Below are 17,517 nucleotides of genomic sequence, written 5' to 3'. Positions count from 1 at the left end.
TCATCGCTTCATTTGTCCATTATGAAGACTATTGCTTCATTCGAAAGCGAATGAAGCCCGAGGCTTCACTCCCAGAAGACCCGCTCCACCACGGCGTGGGCCCGACGGGTGGTGCGGAGGTAGTCGTTGACCATCTGGTCGGACGAGTCCGGGGGATAGCCGAGCACCCGCGCCACGGCGGCCCGCTCCCGGGCGTCGCGCGGCAGCTGGTCCGAGGGACGGCCACGCACCAGCGTCACGGCGTTGCGCACCCGGCTCACCAGGCGCCAGGCCTCGGCCAGCGTCTCCGCGTCGGCGGCCGAGATGAGCTCGGCCTCCGTCGCGGCCTCGAGCGCGGTCAACGTCTGCGGCGTGCGCAGGCCCTCCACCCGTCCGGCGTGGCGCATCTGCAGCAGCTGGACGGTCCACTCGACGTCGGCGAGCCCGCCACGGCCGAGCTTGAGGTGGGTGTGGCGGTCCGCGCCGCGCGGCAGCCGCTCGTCGTCGACGCGCGCCTTGATCCGGCGGACCTCGATGACGTCGGACTCCGAGAGGCCCTCGGTCGGGAAACGGATGGGGTCGATGAGCTCGGTGAAGCGTCGGCGCAGGTCCTCGTCGCCGACGACGGCGTCGGCGCGCAGCAGCGCCTGGAACTCCCACACGTGCGACCACTTGGCGTAGTAGGAGGCGTAGGACTCCACCGTGCGCACCATCGGGCCGTTCTTGCCCTCCGGGCGCAGGTCGGGGTCGACCTCGAGCGGCGGGTCGCTGGCCGGCAGCGACAGCAGGCGCCGCAGCTCCGAGACGACTGCCTGCGCGAACGACGCCGCCACCTGCGCCTCCGCGCCGTCGACCGGGTCGTGCACGAACATCACGTCGGCGTCGCTGCCGTAGGACAGCTCGAACCCGCCGTAGCGGCCCATGGCGACCACGGCGATGCGCGTCGGGACGGCGTCGAGACCCCGCTGGCGGCGCACCGACTCCGTCGCGATGTCGAGGGTGGCCTGGAGGGTGGCGTCGGTGAGCCGGCTCAGCCCCTGACCGACCAGCGCCACGTCGGTCCCGGCCACCAGCTCCCCGCACGCGATCCGCAGCAGCTCGCGACGGCGTACGGCGCGCACGGCGCCGACCGCGGCCTCCGGGGAGTCGGCGCGCTCGAGCACCGCCTGCATCTCGACGTGCGCCGCCTCGGCGCTCAGCGGGACCAGGGACTCCCCCAGCATCTTCACCCCGCGCGGCTCCCGCTCGAGGAGGTCGGTGGCGTAGCGGGACGTGCCGAGGAGGAAGGCGAGCCGCTGGGCGACCTCACCCTCGTCGCGCAGCATCGTGAGGTACCACGGCGTACGCCCCAGGCTCTCGCTGATGCGGCGGAAGCCGAAGAGCCCGGCGTCGGGGTCGGGCGAGTCGGCGAACCACTCCAGCAGGACCGGCAGCAGGGTGCGCTGGATGTCGGAGGTGCGCGAGACGCCGCTGGTGAGCGCCTCGAGGTGGCGCAGCGCCGCCTTCGGGTCGGCGTAGCCGAGTGCGGCGAGCCGGGCCTCGGCCGCCTGCAGCGACAGCCTGGCCTCGGTCCCGGGCAGCTTGGCGACCGCGCCGAGGAGCGGGCGGTAGAAGAGCTTCTCGTGCAGCCGACGCACCTCGCGACGGTGGTAGCGCCACTGCTTGTCCAGCTGCGCGGCCGGCTCGGAGAAGTGGCCGAGCGAGCGGCCCAGGCGGCGCAGGGACGCCTCGTCGTCGGGCAGCACGTGCGTACGCCGCAGCTGGTGCAGCTGGATGCGGTGCTCGAGGGTGCGGAGGAAGGCGTAGGCCTCATGGAGCTTCTCGCCGTCCTCGCGCCCGACGTAGCCGCCGTCGGTGAGCCGCGCGAGCGCGCTGAGGGTGGCGCCCTCGCGCAGCGACGGGTCGGCGCGACCGTGCACGAGCTGGAGCAGCTGCACGGCGAACTCCACGTCGCGCAGGCCCCCGGAACCGAGCTTGAGCTGGCGCTCGGCCTCCCGGGCGGGGATGTGGTCGATGACGCGCCGGCGCATGGCCTGCACGTCGGACACGAAGCCGTCGCGCTCGGCCGCGCTCCACACCAGCGGCTCGATCACCTCCTCGTACGCCCGTCCCAGGTCGGGGTCGCCGGCGACGGGACGTGCCTTGAGCAGCGCCTGGAACTCCCAGGTCTTGGCCCACTTCTCGTAGTAGCCCCGGTGGCTGGCGATCGTGCGGACGAGCGGTCCCTGACTGCCCTCGGGGCGGAGGTTGGCGTCGACCGGCCAGATCGTGCCCTCGCGGGTGTGGTCGGAGCAGATCCGCATCAGGTGAGAGGCGAGCTGCGTCGCCGACCTCAGCGCAACGCCGTCGTCGGCCGTCTCCCCCGACTCCAGCGCGGCCGGCTCGTAGACGAAGACCACGTCGACGTCGGAGATGTAGTTGAGCTCGTGCCCGCCGCACTTGCCCATGGCGATCACCGCCAGCCGCGCGGACGCAGCGGCCTCCCCCACACGGGCCCGCGCGATCGCCAGCGCCGCCTCCAGCGTGGCGGCCGCGAGGTCGGAGATCTCGGCCGCGGCGTCGTCGATGCCGACGTGGTGGGCCAGGTCGCGGGACGCGAGCCGCAGCAGGATCCGGCGGTACTCCACGCGCAGCGCGTCCACGGCCTCCGCGTCGGGACGGCCGGCAACGGGCACGGCGTCCCCGGGCTCGGCCCCGACCGCGGTCAGCATCGCCTCGCGGACGGCGTACGCCGCCGGGCGGGTGCTGCCGAGCGTGGGGTCGGCGAGCTCGCGCCAGTGGTCGGGATGGCGCACCAGGTGGTGGGTCAGCGCGGTGCTCGCGCCCAGCACGCTGCACAGCCGCATCGCGGTGCCCTCGTCGTCGGCGACCTCGGCCAGCATCTCGGCACCCGAGCCCGTCGACTCCTCGTCGAGGGCCTCGGCGAGCCGCAGCAGTCCCTCGAGCGCGGCGTCGGGGTCGGCGGTGGCGGCGAGCTTGTCGGTCAGCGGCCGCCCGGCGTCACCGAGGCGCTCGATGCCCCGGGCGGCCGCGGCCCCGTCCACGAAGCCGAGCCGCACGAAGTGACCCGAGGAGGTCATCGGCGCGCCTCCGCGATAGCGGCGAACAGCGCGACGAGAGGTTGCCAGTGGGCCTCGAGGGCCGGGCGGGCCTCCTCGATGGAGGCCAGCACGGCGCCTTGGTCGAGGCCGAGGGCGACGTGGTCGGCCCGGTCGGACTCCGCCCACCGCGTCACGACGCCGGTGTCGGCCTCCGGGTGGGCCTGGACTCCCCACGCGCGCGGCCCGAAGCGGGCCGCCTGCACCTCGCCGCCGGGGGTGCGCGCGAGCACCACCGCACCGTCGGGCAGGGCGACCACGACGTCGTTGTTCCAGTGGATCGCCACCTCGGCCCCGGTGCGCGCGCCGACCCAGTCGTCCGCTGCGGCGTCCTCGGACCAGCCGACCGGCTGGAGGCCGACGATCTGTCCGCGCGGGTTGCGCTCGACCGTCCCGCCGAGGGCCGCGGCGATCAGCTGGTGGCCCAGGCAGATGCCGAGCAGCGGGGTCCCTGCGGCGACCGCGTCGCGGATGCCCGCCTTGAGCGGCCCCAGCCACGCGACGGTGTCGTCGTCGTTGGCACTCATCTCCCCGCCCAGCACCACCACGGCGTCGTACGCCGTCAGCGCCGGCAGCGCATCCCCGTCGTAGGGGCGGCACACCTCGAGCGCGCAGCCGGCCTCGGCCAGCCACGTCCCGACGAGGTGCGGCGGACAGGACTCCTGGTGCTCGACGACCAGGACCCGGCTGGTGCTCACAGGACCGGCAGCATCCGGTCGCGCTCGAAGGCGGAGACCTGGGTGCGGTACTCCTCCCACTCGGCGCGCTTGTTGCGCAGGAAGAAGTCGAAGACGTGCTCGCCGAGGGTCTCGGCGAGGAGCTCGGAGGTCTCGGCCACGTCGATCGCCTCCGACAGGCTCTTGGGCAGCGGGGCGATCCCGAGTGCCTTGCGCTCGCGCTCGGTGAGGCTCCAGACGTCGTCCTCGGCCTCGCGCGGGAGCTCGTAGCCCTCCTCGATGCCCTTCATTCCGGCGGCCAGCACGACCGCGAAGGCGAGGTAGGGGTTGCAGGCCGGGTCGACGGTGCGCAGCTCGATGCGGGTGGACTGGCCCTTGTTGGGCTTGTACATCGGCACGCGGATCATCGCGGAACGGTTGTTGTGGCCCCAGCAGATCGACGAGGGCGCCTCGCCCCCGCCGAGCAGGCGCTTGTAGGAGTTGACCCACTGGTTGGTCACCACGCTGATCTCGCTGGCGTGGCGCAGGATGCCGGCGATGAACTGCCGCCCGGTCCGGGAGAGCTGGTACTCGGCGCCGGCCTCGAAGAACGCGTTGCGGTCGCCCTCGAAGAGCGACACGTGAGTGTGCATGCCCGACCCGGGGTGCGTGGTGAACGGCTTGGGCATGAAGGAGGCCCAGATGTCCTGGCCGAGCGCGACCTCACGGACCACGGTACGGAAGGTCATGATGTTGTCGGCGGTGGTGAGCGCGTCGGCGTAGCGCAGGTCGATCTCCTGCTGGCCCGGGCCACCCTCGTGGTGGCTGAACTCCACCGAGATGCCCATCGCCTCGAGCATGGTGATCGCCTCGCGACGGAAGTCCGCGCCGCGGGACTGGGCGGTGTGGTCGAAGAAGCCGCTGCGGTCCACCGGCTCGGGCTCGTCGCCCTTCCCCGGCATGTCCTTGAAGAGGTAGAACTCGATCTCGGGGTGGGTGTAGAAGGTGAAGCCCTTGTCGGCCGCCGCGCTCAGCGTCCGCTTGAGCACGTGGCGCGGGTCGGCGTAGGACGGGCTGCCGTCGGGCATCCGGATGTCGCAGAACATGCGGGCGGTCTGCGGACCCTCCATCCCGCCGCGCCACGGCAGGATCTGGAAGGTCGAGGCGTCCGGGTGCGCGAGCATGTCGGCCTCGTAGACGCGGGCGAAGCCCTCGATCGCCGAGCCGTCGAAGCCGATGCCCTCCTCGAAGGCGTTCTCGAGCTCGGCCGGCGCGACGCTCACGCTCTTGAGGTAGCCGAGCACGTCGGTGAACCACAGCCGCACGAAGCGGACGTCGCGCTCCTCGAGCGCCCGGAGTACGAAGTCCTCTTGCTTGCCCATGGCGCCAGCCTAGGGGGACGTACGCCCCACCGGCCGGAGGAGGTCGCGGAGCGGTCAGGTCAGGCGCCGCGTGCGGCTCAGCGACAGATGTTCACGTCCTGCGACCCGAGCACGCCGTCCCACACCTCGCGCATCGGCGGGAGCCACCCCTCGGTCACCGGCACGAACGCGATGCTGCCCGGCACCCGCTCGTGCACGCCGTCCACCTCGACCTCCTCGACCACGAGGGGCACGGTCACCGCCCGGCGGCGTACGCCCTCCCAGCAGGCGGACGCCTTCCGCTTCGTGACCGCCTCGGCGAGGGTGACGGTGTCACCGACCTGCTTGCCTGCGTAGCGCCACGCGACGGTGGTGGCGTAGCCCGTGTGGCCCTCCCACGGCGCCCGGACGGTGACGGAGAGGCCCCAGGTGCGCTTGGTCGCGACGCGGAAGGTGACGCGCCCGTCCTCGACGGTGCGGGTGCGCGACTGCCAGACGTGGACGACGTCGGCGTCGAGGGTGCCGCGGGCGTTGACGAGCCGGACCTCGCAGCCCTCGCAGTCGTCGACGGTGAAGGTCAGCCGGGTGCGGGCGTCGGCTGCGGCGACCTCCGCGCCCGACGACGCTGCCGGGACCGCGAGGGCGCCGAGCGCGGCGAACCCCGCGACGGCGGCGGCGAGGGTCGTACGGCTCATGGTCGTGCTGGTGCTGGCGGACATGTCGGTCTCCCCGTGGATGGTCGGTCGCAGTGAGGACGCCTGGTCCGCGGGGAAGGTTGCACCTGCGGTCAGTCGTCGCCCAGGGTGTTGCGCTCGATCTCGGCGAGCGCGGGTCGCCCGCGGTTGCAGAAGACCTCGAGGTCGACGGAGTTGCGACCGTCGCTGAAGATCGCGTCGACGTCGTCGTCGGGGCCCTTCTCCCAGCTCACCACGCGCCACCCGGCCTCGCTGTCGGGGCGGGCGGCGACGCCGTACGCGTAGGTGTCGCGGCACTCCACCGCGAAGGTGCCCCACTCGCCCGAGACCTCGTCGCCGATCGCGGGCCCCTGCGGTGACGGGACGGCGGTGGGCGCGGACAGGTCCTGCACCACCTCGTCTCCGACCGGACCGCGGTCGCGGATGGTCGCGCCGACCGTGGACACGGCCAGCACGCCGACCACGACGGCCACGGCCGTCGTGGCGACCCACAGGCCGACGAGCAGGAACCGACGTCTCACTCCCCCATCGTGCACTGCGCGACGTCAGCGCGAGGTGAGGTGAGGGTTAAGGCGGGGATAAGGACGGCGGCAGGCGCCGGAACGGGCGGTACGGTCACCGCGTGGCCGAGGTGCTGATCATCGAGGACGACGACCGGATCCGGCCGTTGCTGGTGCGCGGCCTGCGCGAGTGCGGCCACACCGTGACCTCGGCGCCCACCGGCATGGCCGGTCTCCAGCTCGCGGTCGACTCCTCCCCCGACCTCGTCGTGCTCGACCTCGGCCTGCCGGACGTCGACGGCACCCAGGTCCTGTCGATGCTGCGCGCGGTCAGCGCGGTGCCGGTCATCATCGCCAGCGCCCGTGCCGACGACCCGTCACTGGTCGGCGCGCTCGACTCAGGCGCGGACGACTACGTCGTGAAGCCCTTCACCAGCGCCCAGCTCGACGCCCGCGTGCGCGCGGTGCTGCGCCGCGTGCAGTCGGGGCGGCAGCGCCCCTCGACCCTCACCGTGGGCGGGCTGGTGCTCGACCTGGCCGGGCGCCGCGTCCACCTCGACGGCACCGAGGTCGAGCTGACCCCGCGTGAGTTCGACCTGCTCGCACACCTCGCCGAGCGTCCCGGCGAGGTGGTCACCAAGCGCGACCTGCTGGTCGAGGTCTGGCGCCAGCCCTGGGGTGGGTCGGACAAGACCGTCGACGTGCACCTGTCGTGGCTGCGCCGCAAGCTCGGGGAGACCGCGGCCGAGCCGCGCTACCTGACCACCGTGCGCGGCGTCGGCGTACGCCTCACCGCGCCCGGCGAAGGCGCCTGAGGTGCGGCGCAGCCTCCTGCTCACCGCCGCGGCGGCGATCTCGATGGTGCTGCTGGCCATGCTCGTGCCGATGGCGATCCTGGTGCGCAGCTATGCGCTGGAGGACCGGCTCGCACGGGCCGCGCTCGAGGTGCAGGTCGTGGAGACCGTGGTGTCGCGCTACGACGACAAGGGTTCGGTGGCGGTCTACCTCGACCAGCTCAACGACGACGAGCAGCACACCCAGGTCACCGTGCTCTACCCCGACGGGCAGGGCGTCGGTCCCGACCCCGGCGAGGACGCGCTGGTCCTCGATGCGCGCAACACCGGTCGGGCGCGGGTGGACGACGTCGCCGGCGGCTCGCAGATCCTCGTCCCGGTCTCGCGGGGCGGCAACTCCGCCCTGCCGTCACAGACCCCCGTGATCCGGGTCGTGGTCGACGAGCCGGGCCTCGACTCGGTCGTCGGGGTCGCGTGGGGCCTGCTCGCCGGGCTGGCGCTCGCGCTGCTGGCCGGCTCGCTCGTCGTGGTGGACCGGCTCGGGCGCTCCTTCGTGCAGCCGATCCGGCGCCTCGCCGAGCACACCCAGACGCTGGGGCAGCCGGGCGCGACCGTGCCGACGGCCGTCGCCGAGGGGCCGCCCGAGGTCCAGGAGCTGGCCGGTGCGGTGGACCGCCTGGTCGGCCGCATCCAGCTGCTCCTGGCACGCGAGCGCGAGAACGTCGCCGACCTCTCCCACCGCCTCCGCACGCCGGTCACCGCGCTGCGGCTGCGGGTGGAGACGGTCGCCGACCCCGAGCTGCGCGACCGGCTGGCCGGCGACCTCGACTCCCTCGAGGCCACGGTCGACGAGATCGTGCGCGAGGCGCGGCGCTCCGAGCGCGAGGGCCTCGACCCCCGCACCGACGCCGTCGCGGTGATCGCCGAGCGCGTACGCCACTGGGCGCCGCTGGCCGAGGACCTCGGTCGTCCGTGGGAGGTCGACCTCGCCGGGACCGGGCCGCTCCTGCGGGCCAGCCGCGCCGACCTCGAGGCGCTCGTCGACGTCCTGCTGGACAACGTCTTCTCCCACACCGCCGACGCCGACGCCGTACGCATCACGCTCTCCGCGTCGACCGACCGCGTCGACCTCGTGGTCGAGGACGCCGGCCCGGGCCTCCCAGCCGGGCTCGACGCCACCGGTCGCGGTGCCAGCGGCGCCGGCTCGACCGGTCTCGGGCTGTCGATCGCCGCACGCACCGCGGAGGACGCCGGCGGCGCACTGGTCACGGGCACCTCGGACATGGGAGGAGCCCGGGTCGCCGTCACGTTGCGGACGGCCTGACCCGGGCTCTCGCCGGTCGAGGGGATTGCTCAGCGCAGGGTGACCTTCGTGGAGCAGGACGCGCCACCGGCCGGGGTCACCGTCAGCTTGAAGACGTCCTTGCCCGCGGTGTTGCGCTGGAAGGTGTCGAGGTCGAGCTCGCCCTCGTTGTCGGCGCGCAGGACCCGCGAGGTGGCGACCTTGCCGTCGTGGCGGATCGTCACGCGCCACTCGCTGCCCACGCGGGCGTCGTCGATGTCGGCGTCGACCTCGAAGCCGCCGCGCTCACGGTCGACGTTGAGCTCGTACGTCGCTCCGGCGCAGGTCCCGCGCCGCTCGACGTCGGCGTGGGCCGGGGCAGCGACCAGCGCGGTGGTGCCCGCGGTGGCGAGCAGGGCGGCGGTGGCGATGAGCGCCTTCTTCATGGGTTGTCTCCAGGTGGTGTGGGTGGATGTGGATCAGAAACCGAGGGTGGCGGTGCAGGGCTCGCCGTCGGCGGGCGTGAACGTCACGGCGTACGTCGCGTCGCCGGGGTTGCCGTCGCTGAAGGCGTCGACGTCGATCTCGCCGTCCTCGTCGGTCGTGCGCTCGCCGGTGAGGAGCGAGGTGTCACCGCGCATGAGCTCGACCTGCCAGGCCTCGGCGGGACCCGACGACTGCAGCTCGGCGCTGACCTCGGTGCCGCCGTCCTCGGCCTCGGCGCTGAGCTCCCAGGTGGCGCCACCGCAGGTGCCGCGCTCGCTGGTCTGGGCCTCGACCGACGCCTCGACCGCCCACCAGGCTCCGAGCCCGCCCACGACCACTGCCGCGGCGATGCCGCTGCCGATGACTGCCTTCTTGTTCACGGTTCCTCCTCGTCGTCCAGCGCCGGTGTGGCGCCATGACCAGAAGGTTCGCGGCAGCGGGCCTAACCCCGCTCCAGCCGATGGCTAAGGGCAGGCAAAGGTGTCGGGGGGCCGTGGTGAGCCCGCTCGGACCTCAGGAGGCAGGCACGTCCCGCTCGATCTCGGCCAGCCAGGCCGTCCCCTTCGCGTCGCTCGGCATCCGCCAGTCCCCGCGCGGGCTCATCGTCCCGATCCCGCTGACCTTGGGTCCGTTGGGCAGCGCCGAGCGCTTGAACTGGTTGGCGAAGAACCGACGGACGAAGACCTCGAGCCATGCCCGCACGTCGGTGAGCGAGTACGCCACCCGCGCGTCGTCGGGGAACCCGGGCGGCCACTCGCCGGCGTCGATGTCCTTCCACGCGTGCCAGGCGAGGAAGGCGATCTTGCGCGGGCGGTAGCCCAGGCGCACCACGTGCGCCAGCGTGAAGTCCTGGAGGTTGTAGGGCCCGACCGAGTCCTCGGTGGCCTGCGGCTTCCTGCCCTCCTCGATCGGGATCAGCTCGGGGGTGATCTCCTGCTGGAGGATCTCGGCGAGCACGTCGTTGGCGGCCTCCTCGAACTCGCCGTGGCTGATCACCCAGCGGATGAGGTGCTGCACGAGCGTCTTCGGCACGCCGGCGTTGACGGTGTAGTGCGACATCTGGTCGCCGACGCCGTACGTGCACCAGCCGAGCGCCAGCTCGGACAGGTCGCCGGTGCCGACGACGATGCCGCCGCGCTGGTTGGCGAGGCGGAACAGGTAGTCGTAGCGCAGCCCGGCCTGCACGTTCTCGAAGGTGATGTCGTAGACCTTCTCGCCCTGGGCGTAGGGGTGGCCCAGGTCCTCGAGCATCTGCTCGGCCGCGGGGCGGATGTCGAGCTCCTCGAAGGTGACGCCGAGCGCCTCGGACAGGCGGGTGGCGTACGCCTTGGTGGTCGCGCCGGTCGCGAAGCCGGGCATGGTGAAGGCGAGCACGTCGCTGCGCGGACGGCCGAGCCGGTCCATCGCCTTGCACGCCACGATCAGCGCGTGCGTGGAGTCGAGCCCGCCGCTGACGCCGATCACGGCCTTGGGCGTGCCGATCGCGGAGAGGCGCTGCTCGAGGCCGGAGACCTGGATGTTGTAGGCCTCGTAGCAGTCGAGCGCGAGCCGCTCGGCGTCGTCCGGCACGAAGGGGTAGCGGTCGACCTTGCGCAGCAGGCCGATGTCGCCGGCCGGCGGCTCGAGCTCCCACTCGACCGTGCGGAACCGGTCGGTCCGCTCGCGGTGGGTGCGCCGGTTGTCGTCGAAGGAGCCCTGCCGCAGCCGCTCCTGGCGCAGCCGGTCGAGGTCGACGTCGACGACCGTGCGGCGCGGGCCGTCGGGGAAGCGCTCGCCCTCGCCGAGCAGGTCCCCGCACTCGTAGACCATCGTCTGGCCGTCCCAGCTCAGGTCGGTGGTCGACTCGCCCTGGCCGGCCGCGGCGAAGACGTACGCCGCCGAGCACCGCGCGCTCGCGCTGCGCACCAGCAGCCGGCGGTCCTCGGCGCGGGCGACCGTGATCGGTGAACCGCTGAGGTTGGCGAGCACCGTCGCCCCGGCCAGCGCGGCCTCCGCACTCGGCGGCACCGGCACCCACATGTCCTCGCAGACCTCGACGTGCAGGTCGAGGCCGGGGACGTCGAGGCACCGGAAGATCAGGTCGGGCCCGAACCGCACGTCCTGGCCGGCGACCGTCACCCACTCCAGCTCGCGGTCGTCGCCGGGCGCGAACCACCGGCGCTCGTAGAACTCGCGGTAGTTGGGCAGGTAGGACTTCGGCGCCACCCCGAGGACGGAGCCGCGATGGACCACGATCGCACAGTTGTAGACCCGGTTGCCCTGCACGACCGGCGCCCCGACCACCAGCATCGTCATCAGGTCGGCGCTCGCCGCCACGATCTCCGCGACCGCTTCCTGGACGCCCTCGAGCAGGGTGTCCTGGAGGAACAGGTCGTCGACGCTGTAGCCGGTCAGGCCCAGCTCGGGGAAGACGGCGACCGCGACGTGGTCGTCGTGGCACGCGCGCGCCTGCTCGACGACGGCCGCGGCGTTGGCGGCGGGGTCGGCGAGGTGCACCGGCAGCGTGACCGCCGCGACGCGCGCGAAGCCCTGGGCGTAGGCGGAGTAGAAGTCCACGCGCTCACTCTAGGGAACCGGCACCGCACCGCTGGTCGAGGAAGGGCGAAGTCCTGTCACGAGACCCCGTCCAGCAGGTCCGGAGCAACCGCGATCCATCGCATTCCCGGCCCGCCGCTGCCCAGCCTCGTGAAGTCGCCGGTGCGGAAGCTCCACGACACCAGGTGCGTGACGCCGTCCTCGGGACTCGTCGTGCGGAAGTCCATCGGCGTCACCATCAGCAGCACGGTGTCGGGGTCGACGAAGCCGAGCGCCGTCAGGTGGGCATTGTCGCTGTAGACCGAGTCGCGGTCCTTGATCGGGGCGTACGCGAGGATCTCGCCAGTGCCGGGATCGACGACGACGGGACCGCTCATCAGCTCCACGCCGTTCGGTCCCGGGTTGCCTGTGTAGGCCACCAGCCCGAAACGGGTCACGTAGCGCTCTCCGTAGCCGCCGAGCGACACCGACGACGCATCGTCGGCGGAGTTCCACGTCCGGAGCCGACCGTATGCTCGCGTGCGTTCGCGGATCGTGCCGTCGTCGGGGTCCACCATCACGCCGCTGCCGTACGGCCCACCGAACGGTGCCGGCTGCCCCGTCCCGTCGAGACCCACCAGCCACGGGCGCTTCCAGTGCAGGACGACGAAGCCCTGGTCCCCCGGCAGCCAGCGCAGTCCGGGGCGGGAGTCGACCGGACCCGCCAGCTCCTGCGGCCACGGCACGACGCTCTGCTCGCCGGTGGTCGCCTCGACCACCAGGACGCCCGCGTCGACCGCCATCGCCACCCGGTCGCCGTCCGGGCTGATCGCCGGGCTGACGACGTCGCGGAAGGTCCCCTGGATCGCGTTCGCGGTGCCCGGCACCGAGCGCCACTCACCGTTGGTCGCGAGCACACGCAGGTCGGCGCCCTCCTCCGGCCAGGCCAGCACGATGTCCGGCAACGGCGCCTCGGCGATGCTCGGCGCGGCGGCCGGAGGAGCGACCTGCTCGGGCAACGAGCTGGAACGGCGCGGCGCGTCCACGACGGTGAACGGGTCCCAGACCGGCTGCGTCGCAGGATCCGCGTCGAGCGTGGACGGAGTGGACGGCGTGGCCGTCGGGCTCGGCGTCGGCACCGGCGTGTCCACCACCCCGGCTCTCGGCGTCGGGTCCTGCACCGCCCACGCCACGCCCCCGCCCAGCAGCACGACGGCGGCGAGCGCCCCGGCAGCCGTACGCCGGACGCGGCGCCGGTGGGCCGACGCGAGCGCGCCACCGACGAGGTCGGGCGCGTGCACGTGGTCGGTCGCCTCGCGGAACAGCTGGTCCAGGTCGTTCACGGCGTCCTCCCGATCAGGCTGAGCAGCTCGGGTGCGCCGGTGCGCAGCCGCGCCAGCGCTGCGGCGTTCTGGCTCTTGACGGTGCCGATCGAGATGCCGAGGACGTCGGCGGTCTCGCGCTCGGTCAGGTCCTCGAGGTGCCGCAGCACCAGGACGGCCCGCTGCGACGGTGTCAGGCGCGCCAGCGCGCGGCGTACGACCAGCGCGACCTCCGGCTCGTCGCTCGTCCCCGCGTCGAGCACCGACTCCGTCGGCACGTCGCGACGACGGCGCCACCACGAGATGTTGTCGCGGGCGATGATCCGCAGGGCGTACGCCGTGGGGTTGCCGTCGGCGAGCCGCGGCCAGCGCAGCGCCACCTTGGTGAGCGCCTCCTGAACGAGGTCCTCGGCGCGGTGCAGGTCGCCGGTGAGCAGGTAGGCCGAGCGCAGCAGCTGGCGCTGCCGCCCGACCGCCCATTCCGTGAAGCCCTGCTCGTCCACCCGTTCCCCCTCGTCTGCACACTCAACTGCACGAGACGCCGAAATGGTTGGCACGACCTGCCCAACGTGCGTCACCGTGGGCTCCATGGAGATCACCCCCTGCACCTCCGACGTGGACTACGAGCACTGGCGGCGGGTGCGGATCGCGGTGATCCCCTACGAGCGGACCCAGTCGGTCGCCGAGCTGCGGGCCGGGGACACCCCCGAGCGGCTGCTGCTCCTCGCGCGCGACGGCAGCGAGGTCGTCGGGCACGGGCTCGCCCAGCGCGGGGACAGCGCCGGTGCCGGGTCGGTGATCCCCCGGGTCCTGCCGGAGCACCGGCGCCGCGGCATCGGCACAGCCCTGCTCGAGCGTCTGGTCGCACACGTCGAGGGGTTGGGCCTGGGCACGGTCCGCGGCACGGCGGACGACGACGGCGCGCTGGCCTTCGCACACCGCTTCGGCTTCGTCGAGGTCAACCGCGAGGTCGAGCAGACGTACGTCGTCACCGCACCGCCCGACGTCGCGCCGCTGCCCGAGGGGGTCGAGGTGGTCACCGCCCGGGAGCGCCCCGAGCTGTGGAGTGCCTGCTTCGAGCGGTTCGGCCGCGAGGCGCTCGCCGGCTTCGCCGTGGACACGCCCCTCGACGTCAGCCTCGAACGGTGGAAGCGCGACTGGCTGGGCGACCCGATGTTCCTCGCCGTCCACGACGGCGAGGTCGTCGGCTGCGCGGGCCTCGGCCTTGACTCCGACAACCCGTCGCGGGCGGAGAACTCGCTCACCGCGGTCCGCGGCGACTGGCGCGGTCGCGGCCTCGCGATGCACCTGAAGCAGCGCACCCTCTCGTGGGCGGCGGACCACGGCGTCACCGAGGTCTACACCTGGACCCAGGACGGCAACGCAGCGATGCGGACGCTCAACACCCGCCTGGGGTACGCCACCACGCGCGTCGGCGTCCAGCTCTCCCGCGAGACGCGATGGGCCTAGGCTCTGGGCATGCGGATTCTCGGCTGCGTCGTCGCACTCCTCGTCCTCAGCGCGTGCAGCGCCTCCTCCGGTGGCGGAGCCGGCGGGGACACGTCCGACCCGGCGTCCCAGGCGCGACTCGGCAAGGAGGCGCTGGAGGCGGCCCGCCCCGGTATCACCGCGGCCCTCGCCCCCACGGATCACAGCTTCGGTGGGTCGCACATGAGCTGTCGACTGGGGCGCAACAGCTTCGAGTACACGATCAACGGCGGGGTCATCGCCGGAGCCGACACGTGGGCGGCCGGTGTCGACGCCGTCTCCGACGAGCTCGCCCGCTCGGGCTGGACGCTCGGCACCTCTGCCAACGAGGTCGGCGTCCAGGCGGAGAGGGACGGCGTCAGCCTCTACGTCCAGCGCCAGCGGCGCTCCGAGGACGGCGTGGAGTGGCGCGTCCAGATCACGACCCCGTGCGTCTCCTACTCCGAGGAGGACGCCGACACGGTCCGCGGCGGCAGCGGGACCGACGACCTCACCGGCGACTTCTGACGCACACCGGCGCACGTCGGGACGCGTCCTCCATCGCCCGTTCAACAGAGGTTTCCGCCGCCGCTGAGAGGGCATCCTCGGTTCATGGCCCGCCCTGATCCCACCGTCACCGACCCGTTCTTCCGGGTCCTGCGCGAGCGTCACCCCGACGTCGACGTCGTCCTGCTCCCGCCCACCCAGCCGCGCCCGGCCGATCCTGACGCGTGGAGCGGCGACCCGGACGCGGTGGCCGACGACGCTCGCGAGGCACTGCGCGTGCTCGGCGTCTCCCTGGGCACCGACCTCCCGGCCGGCGTCCGGTTCTGGAAGCACCACGAGGAGGCCGCGCAGCAGCACCTCGTCGTGGTGACCTCCTTCGCCGCGCCCGGACGGGAGGTCCCTGAGCTGCGGCGTGTGGGCCAGGCACTCCTCGACCTGGGCTGGCGGGCGGTGCCGCTGGAGCGCGAGGACCGGCCCACGCTCGAGGCGCACCGTGACGGCCACCGCCTCGTCGCCCACGTCGTCGAGGGCGGGGTCGACCTGGTCCTCACCTCGCGACCCGTGAAGGACTCCGCATGGTCGGAGGAGGCGCGGCCATGACCGAGGTCCCCTACTCCGTGATCGTCAAGGCCGCCCGCGACTGGGACGAGCAGGCCGACGTCCTCCACTCCGCGAGCCGCAACCTCACCCAGGCCGAGGTCGCCGAGCTGGGCCCGCGCGTCGCCGCGGCGGCCAGCCGCTTCGTGGAGACCTGGCGCACCGAGATCGATGCGATGGAGCAGGCCGCCATCAGCCACGCGCAGGCACTGTCGGCGGTCCGGCTCGACTTCCTCGTCACCGACCAGCAGGCGTCCACCGACCTGCGCGACCTCGTGCCGTGGGCCGACCGATGACCACCATCCAGGTTCCCGCACCGATCGCGGAGTGGCCCGAGCCCGACGTACGCCACTCTGCCTCCGCCGTCGCCACCGACCTGCGCGCCGCCGCGATCGCCACCTCCGACGTGACCTCCTGGATGTCGGCCCACGGCGCTCCCGCCGGCTGGACCGGCAACGCCGCCGATGCGGCGGGTCACGCCATGACCTCCCTCGGCAACCGGGCTGACGCCGCGGTCGCGGCCCTGGAGAAGGCCCTCACCGCGGTCGAGGTCTACCTCGACCAGATGACCACCCGCCGCACCGAGCACGACCGGCTCGACGGCGATCGCGCCGACTACAACCGCGATCGCGCGTCGCTGTGGTCGCGTGCCGACGGCGCCCCGGCCGACGAGGCCGACGAGCTCCAGCACGAGGCCGCGGCCCTCACCCGTCGCCACGACCGCATCGTGGCCGATCGCGAGGCCTGGCTCGAGCGGGTGCGCGCCGACGAGGACCGGGTGATCGCCGTCCTGGCGTCGGTCGACACCCGCGGCGAGGGGCGCGATGCTCGCGACGCCCCCGGCCGGGTGGACGTCGACGGCCTGCGGCGTCAGCTCGCGTCCCAGGGCGACCCGCAGTCGGTCAACGACTGGTGGCTCTCCCTCAGCGCCGCCCAGCGCGCGGCTCTCTCGATCGCCTTTCCCGAGCTGGTCGGCAACACCAACGGCATCCCCACCGGCGACCGCGACGAGGCCAACCGCGGGATGCTCGACCGCGACGAGGACTACCTCCGCCAGCGCCAGGCGGACGGCACCCTCACCGACGAGGAGCAGGCCTGGCTCGCGCGCGTCACAGCCACCCGCGACGCGCTCGCCCTCGGCGAACCACCTGCCCACGCCGGCGCCCCCATCGACACCAACCTGCTGCTCTACCTCCCCCACGCCTTCGACGGCGACGGGGCCGCCGCGGTGAGCTACGGCGACCCCGACACCGCCGATGACACGGCCGTGATCGTCCCCGGCCTCACCAACGACATGACCAAGATGGAGTCGCAGGGCCAGGACGCGCTCAACCTCTTCCTCGACGCGCAGAGCAAGGGCGAGGACATCGCCGCCATCGCGTGGATGGGGTACGACGCGCCCAGCGCCTCGGAGGGCATCACCGATGAGCCGACCGACATCGCCGGCGTCACGGGCGAGGGCCTCGCCGAGAACGGCGGGCACCTGCTGAGCGACTTCGTCGACGGCCTGCGGGCCACCTACACCGGCGACAGCCCCACCGGGCAGTCCCACCTCACCGTCATCGGGCACAGCTACGGCTCGACAACCGCGGCGCACGCCGCCGCCGACGGGCTCGACGAGGACTCCCTGGTGCTCATCGGCAGCCCGGGAGCAGGCGGCGGGGTGCACGACGTCTCCGGCCTGAACGCCCCAGCGGGCGAGGTCTACGTCGGCTCCCGCGAGAACGACTTCGTCACCTGGCTGGGGGGCGAGATCTCCATCGACGTGCCGGTCAACCTCGGCGGCGACACGGTCCACCTCGGCAACCTCGGGCTGGGCGACGACCCGAGCCAGGAGGCCTTCGGGGCCGACCGGTTCGACGTCTCCTCCGACGGCACCGACACGCCGTGGCACCTGCAGGACGGCGAGGCGATCCTCGACCGGCACACCAGCTACCTCGACAGCGGCACGGCGTCGCTGGACAACATCACCAACGTCGTGATCGACCGCGACGACCAGGTGGACCTCGTGCCCGGGCGCGACACCCCCGCCCACGACCGTCTCTACGACTTCGCCCAGAGCGAGGCCGCCCACCAGGCGCAGCAGGTCGTCGACGACTACGTCGTCGAGCCGTTGGAGGACGTGCGCGACACCGTCGTCGACGGCGCCGGACGGGTCGTCGACGGAGCGGGCCAGGTGGTGGACGGGGTGCGCTCCGGCGCGGAGGACCTCGGACGCCGGTTCAGCGACGCCTGGCCGGACCACTGGCCGTGACCGCG

The 17,517-nt window shown here is 73.1% G+C and carries 17 protein-coding genes; 7 read left to right on the top strand and 10 right to left on the bottom strand.

Annotation, left to right across the window (positions count from 1 at the left end; all coding sequences use genetic code 11):
• Positions 1-65: 65 nt before the first annotated feature.
• The 5 genes from CFI00_RS09455 to CFI00_RS09435 form a co-directional block, all read right to left on the bottom strand.
• Entirely contained in the window at positions 66-3,059 is a 2,994-nt protein-coding gene (locus CFI00_RS09455) for a bifunctional [glutamine synthetase] adenylyltransferase/[glutamine synthetase]-adenylyl-L-tyrosine phosphorylase (protein WP_207084906.1), read from the bottom strand.
• Positions 3,056-3,775 carry a type 1 glutamine amidotransferase gene (locus CFI00_RS09450; protein ID WP_207084905.1) on the bottom strand — a complete coding sequence of 240 codons (720 nt, stop codon included), beginning with the start codon at positions 3,773-3,775 and terminating at the stop codon, positions 3,056-3,058. The genes CFI00_RS09455 and CFI00_RS09450 overlap by 4 nt, the downstream gene beginning before the upstream one ends.
• Positions 3,772-5,115 (bottom strand): type I glutamate--ammonia ligase, encoded by a 1,344-nt coding sequence (glnA, locus tag CFI00_RS09445; protein ID WP_207084904.1) that lies wholly within the window; start codon positions 5,113-5,115, stop codon positions 3,772-3,774. Before glnA ends, CFI00_RS09450 begins: the two co-directional genes overlap by 4 nt.
• 77 nt (positions 5,116-5,192) lie before the next feature.
• The gene (locus CFI00_RS09440) at positions 5,193-5,813 is read right to left on the bottom strand and encodes a hypothetical protein (protein WP_207084903.1); all 621 of its coding nucleotides are present in this window, start codon (positions 5,811-5,813) and stop codon (positions 5,193-5,195) included.
• Positions 5,814-5,881: 68 nt separating this feature from the next.
• Positions 5,882-6,310 carry a hypothetical protein gene (locus CFI00_RS09435; RefSeq protein ID WP_207084902.1) on the bottom strand — a complete coding sequence of 143 codons (429 nt, stop codon included), beginning with the start codon at positions 6,308-6,310 and terminating at the stop codon, positions 5,882-5,884.
• Positions 6,311-6,411: 101 nt separating this feature from the next.
• Between CFI00_RS09435 and CFI00_RS09430 the strand changes: the two genes are divergently transcribed.
• On the top strand, positions 6,412-7,104 hold the full coding sequence (locus tag CFI00_RS09430; RefSeq protein ID WP_207084901.1) for a response regulator transcription factor: 693 nt from the start codon (positions 6,412-6,414) through the stop codon (positions 7,102-7,104).
• 1 nt (position 7,105) lies between these two features.
• Complete coding sequence (locus CFI00_RS09425; RefSeq protein ID WP_207084900.1) at positions 7,106-8,407, top strand: HAMP domain-containing sensor histidine kinase; 1,302 nt, start codon at positions 7,106-7,108, stop codon at positions 8,405-8,407.
• A gap of 29 nt (positions 8,408-8,436) precedes the next feature.
• On the opposite strand, the gene CFI00_RS09420 is transcribed toward CFI00_RS09425, so the two are convergent.
• The 5 genes from CFI00_RS09420 to CFI00_RS09400 all read right to left on the bottom strand — a co-directional run bounded on the left by CFI00_RS09420 (position 8,437) and on the right by CFI00_RS09400 (position 13,190).
• Complete coding sequence (locus CFI00_RS09420; RefSeq protein WP_207084899.1) at positions 8,437-8,811, bottom strand: hypothetical protein; 375 nt, start codon at positions 8,809-8,811, stop codon at positions 8,437-8,439.
• 33 nt (positions 8,812-8,844) lie between these two features.
• Positions 8,845-9,231 (bottom strand): hypothetical protein, encoded by a 387-nt coding sequence (locus CFI00_RS09415; RefSeq protein WP_207084898.1) that lies wholly within the window; start codon positions 9,229-9,231, stop codon positions 8,845-8,847.
• A 133-nt stretch (positions 9,232-9,364) separates the two neighbouring features.
• Positions 9,365-11,407, bottom strand: a complete 2,043-nt coding sequence (locus tag CFI00_RS09410; RefSeq protein ID WP_207084897.1) for an NAD(+) synthase — start codon at positions 11,405-11,407, stop codon at positions 9,365-9,367.
• Positions 11,408-11,463: 56 nt separating this feature from the next.
• Positions 11,464-12,708, bottom strand: coding sequence for a hypothetical protein (locus tag CFI00_RS09405; RefSeq protein ID WP_207084896.1), 1,245 nt, complete (start codon positions 12,706-12,708; stop codon positions 11,464-11,466).
• On the bottom strand, positions 12,705-13,190 hold the full coding sequence (locus CFI00_RS09400; protein ID WP_242532762.1) for a SigE family RNA polymerase sigma factor: 486 nt from the start codon (positions 13,188-13,190) through the stop codon (positions 12,705-12,707). The genes CFI00_RS09405 and CFI00_RS09400 overlap by 4 nt, the downstream gene beginning before the upstream one ends.
• An 85-nt stretch (positions 13,191-13,275) precedes the next feature.
• Here CFI00_RS09400 and CFI00_RS09395 point away from each other — a divergent pair, with 85 nt between their 5' ends.
• The 5 genes from CFI00_RS09395 to CFI00_RS09375 all read left to right on the top strand — a co-directional run bounded on the left by CFI00_RS09395 (position 13,276) and on the right by CFI00_RS09375 (position 17,512).
• On the top strand, positions 13,276-14,157 hold the full coding sequence (locus tag CFI00_RS09395; protein ID WP_207084895.1) for a GNAT family N-acetyltransferase: 882 nt from the start codon (positions 13,276-13,278) through the stop codon (positions 14,155-14,157).
• Between the two features lie 9 nt (positions 14,158-14,166).
• Positions 14,167-14,682, top strand: a complete 516-nt coding sequence (locus CFI00_RS09390; protein ID WP_207084894.1) for a hypothetical protein — start codon at positions 14,167-14,169, stop codon at positions 14,680-14,682.
• An 84-nt stretch (positions 14,683-14,766) separates the two neighbouring features.
• Positions 14,767-15,261 (top strand): hypothetical protein, encoded by a 495-nt coding sequence (locus CFI00_RS09385; protein WP_207084893.1) that lies wholly within the window; start codon positions 14,767-14,769, stop codon positions 15,259-15,261.
• On the top strand, positions 15,258-15,554 hold the full coding sequence (locus tag CFI00_RS09380) for a hypothetical protein (protein WP_207084892.1): 297 nt from the start codon (positions 15,258-15,260) through the stop codon (positions 15,552-15,554). Before CFI00_RS09385 ends, CFI00_RS09380 begins: the two co-directional genes overlap by 4 nt.
• Entirely contained in the window at positions 15,551-17,512 is a 1,962-nt protein-coding gene (locus CFI00_RS09375) for an alpha/beta hydrolase (protein WP_207084891.1), read from the top strand. Before CFI00_RS09380 ends, CFI00_RS09375 begins: the two co-directional genes overlap by 4 nt.
• The last annotated feature ends 5 nt before the right edge of the window (positions 17,513-17,517 follow it).

This window comes from Nocardioides sp. S5 (genome assembly GCF_017310035.1).
Lineage (GTDB): Bacteria > Actinomycetota > Actinomycetes > Propionibacteriales > Nocardioidaceae > Nocardioides.
The sequence above is the reverse complement of the archived record's forward strand: the minus strand, read 5'-3'. Positions and strand labels throughout refer to the sequence as shown.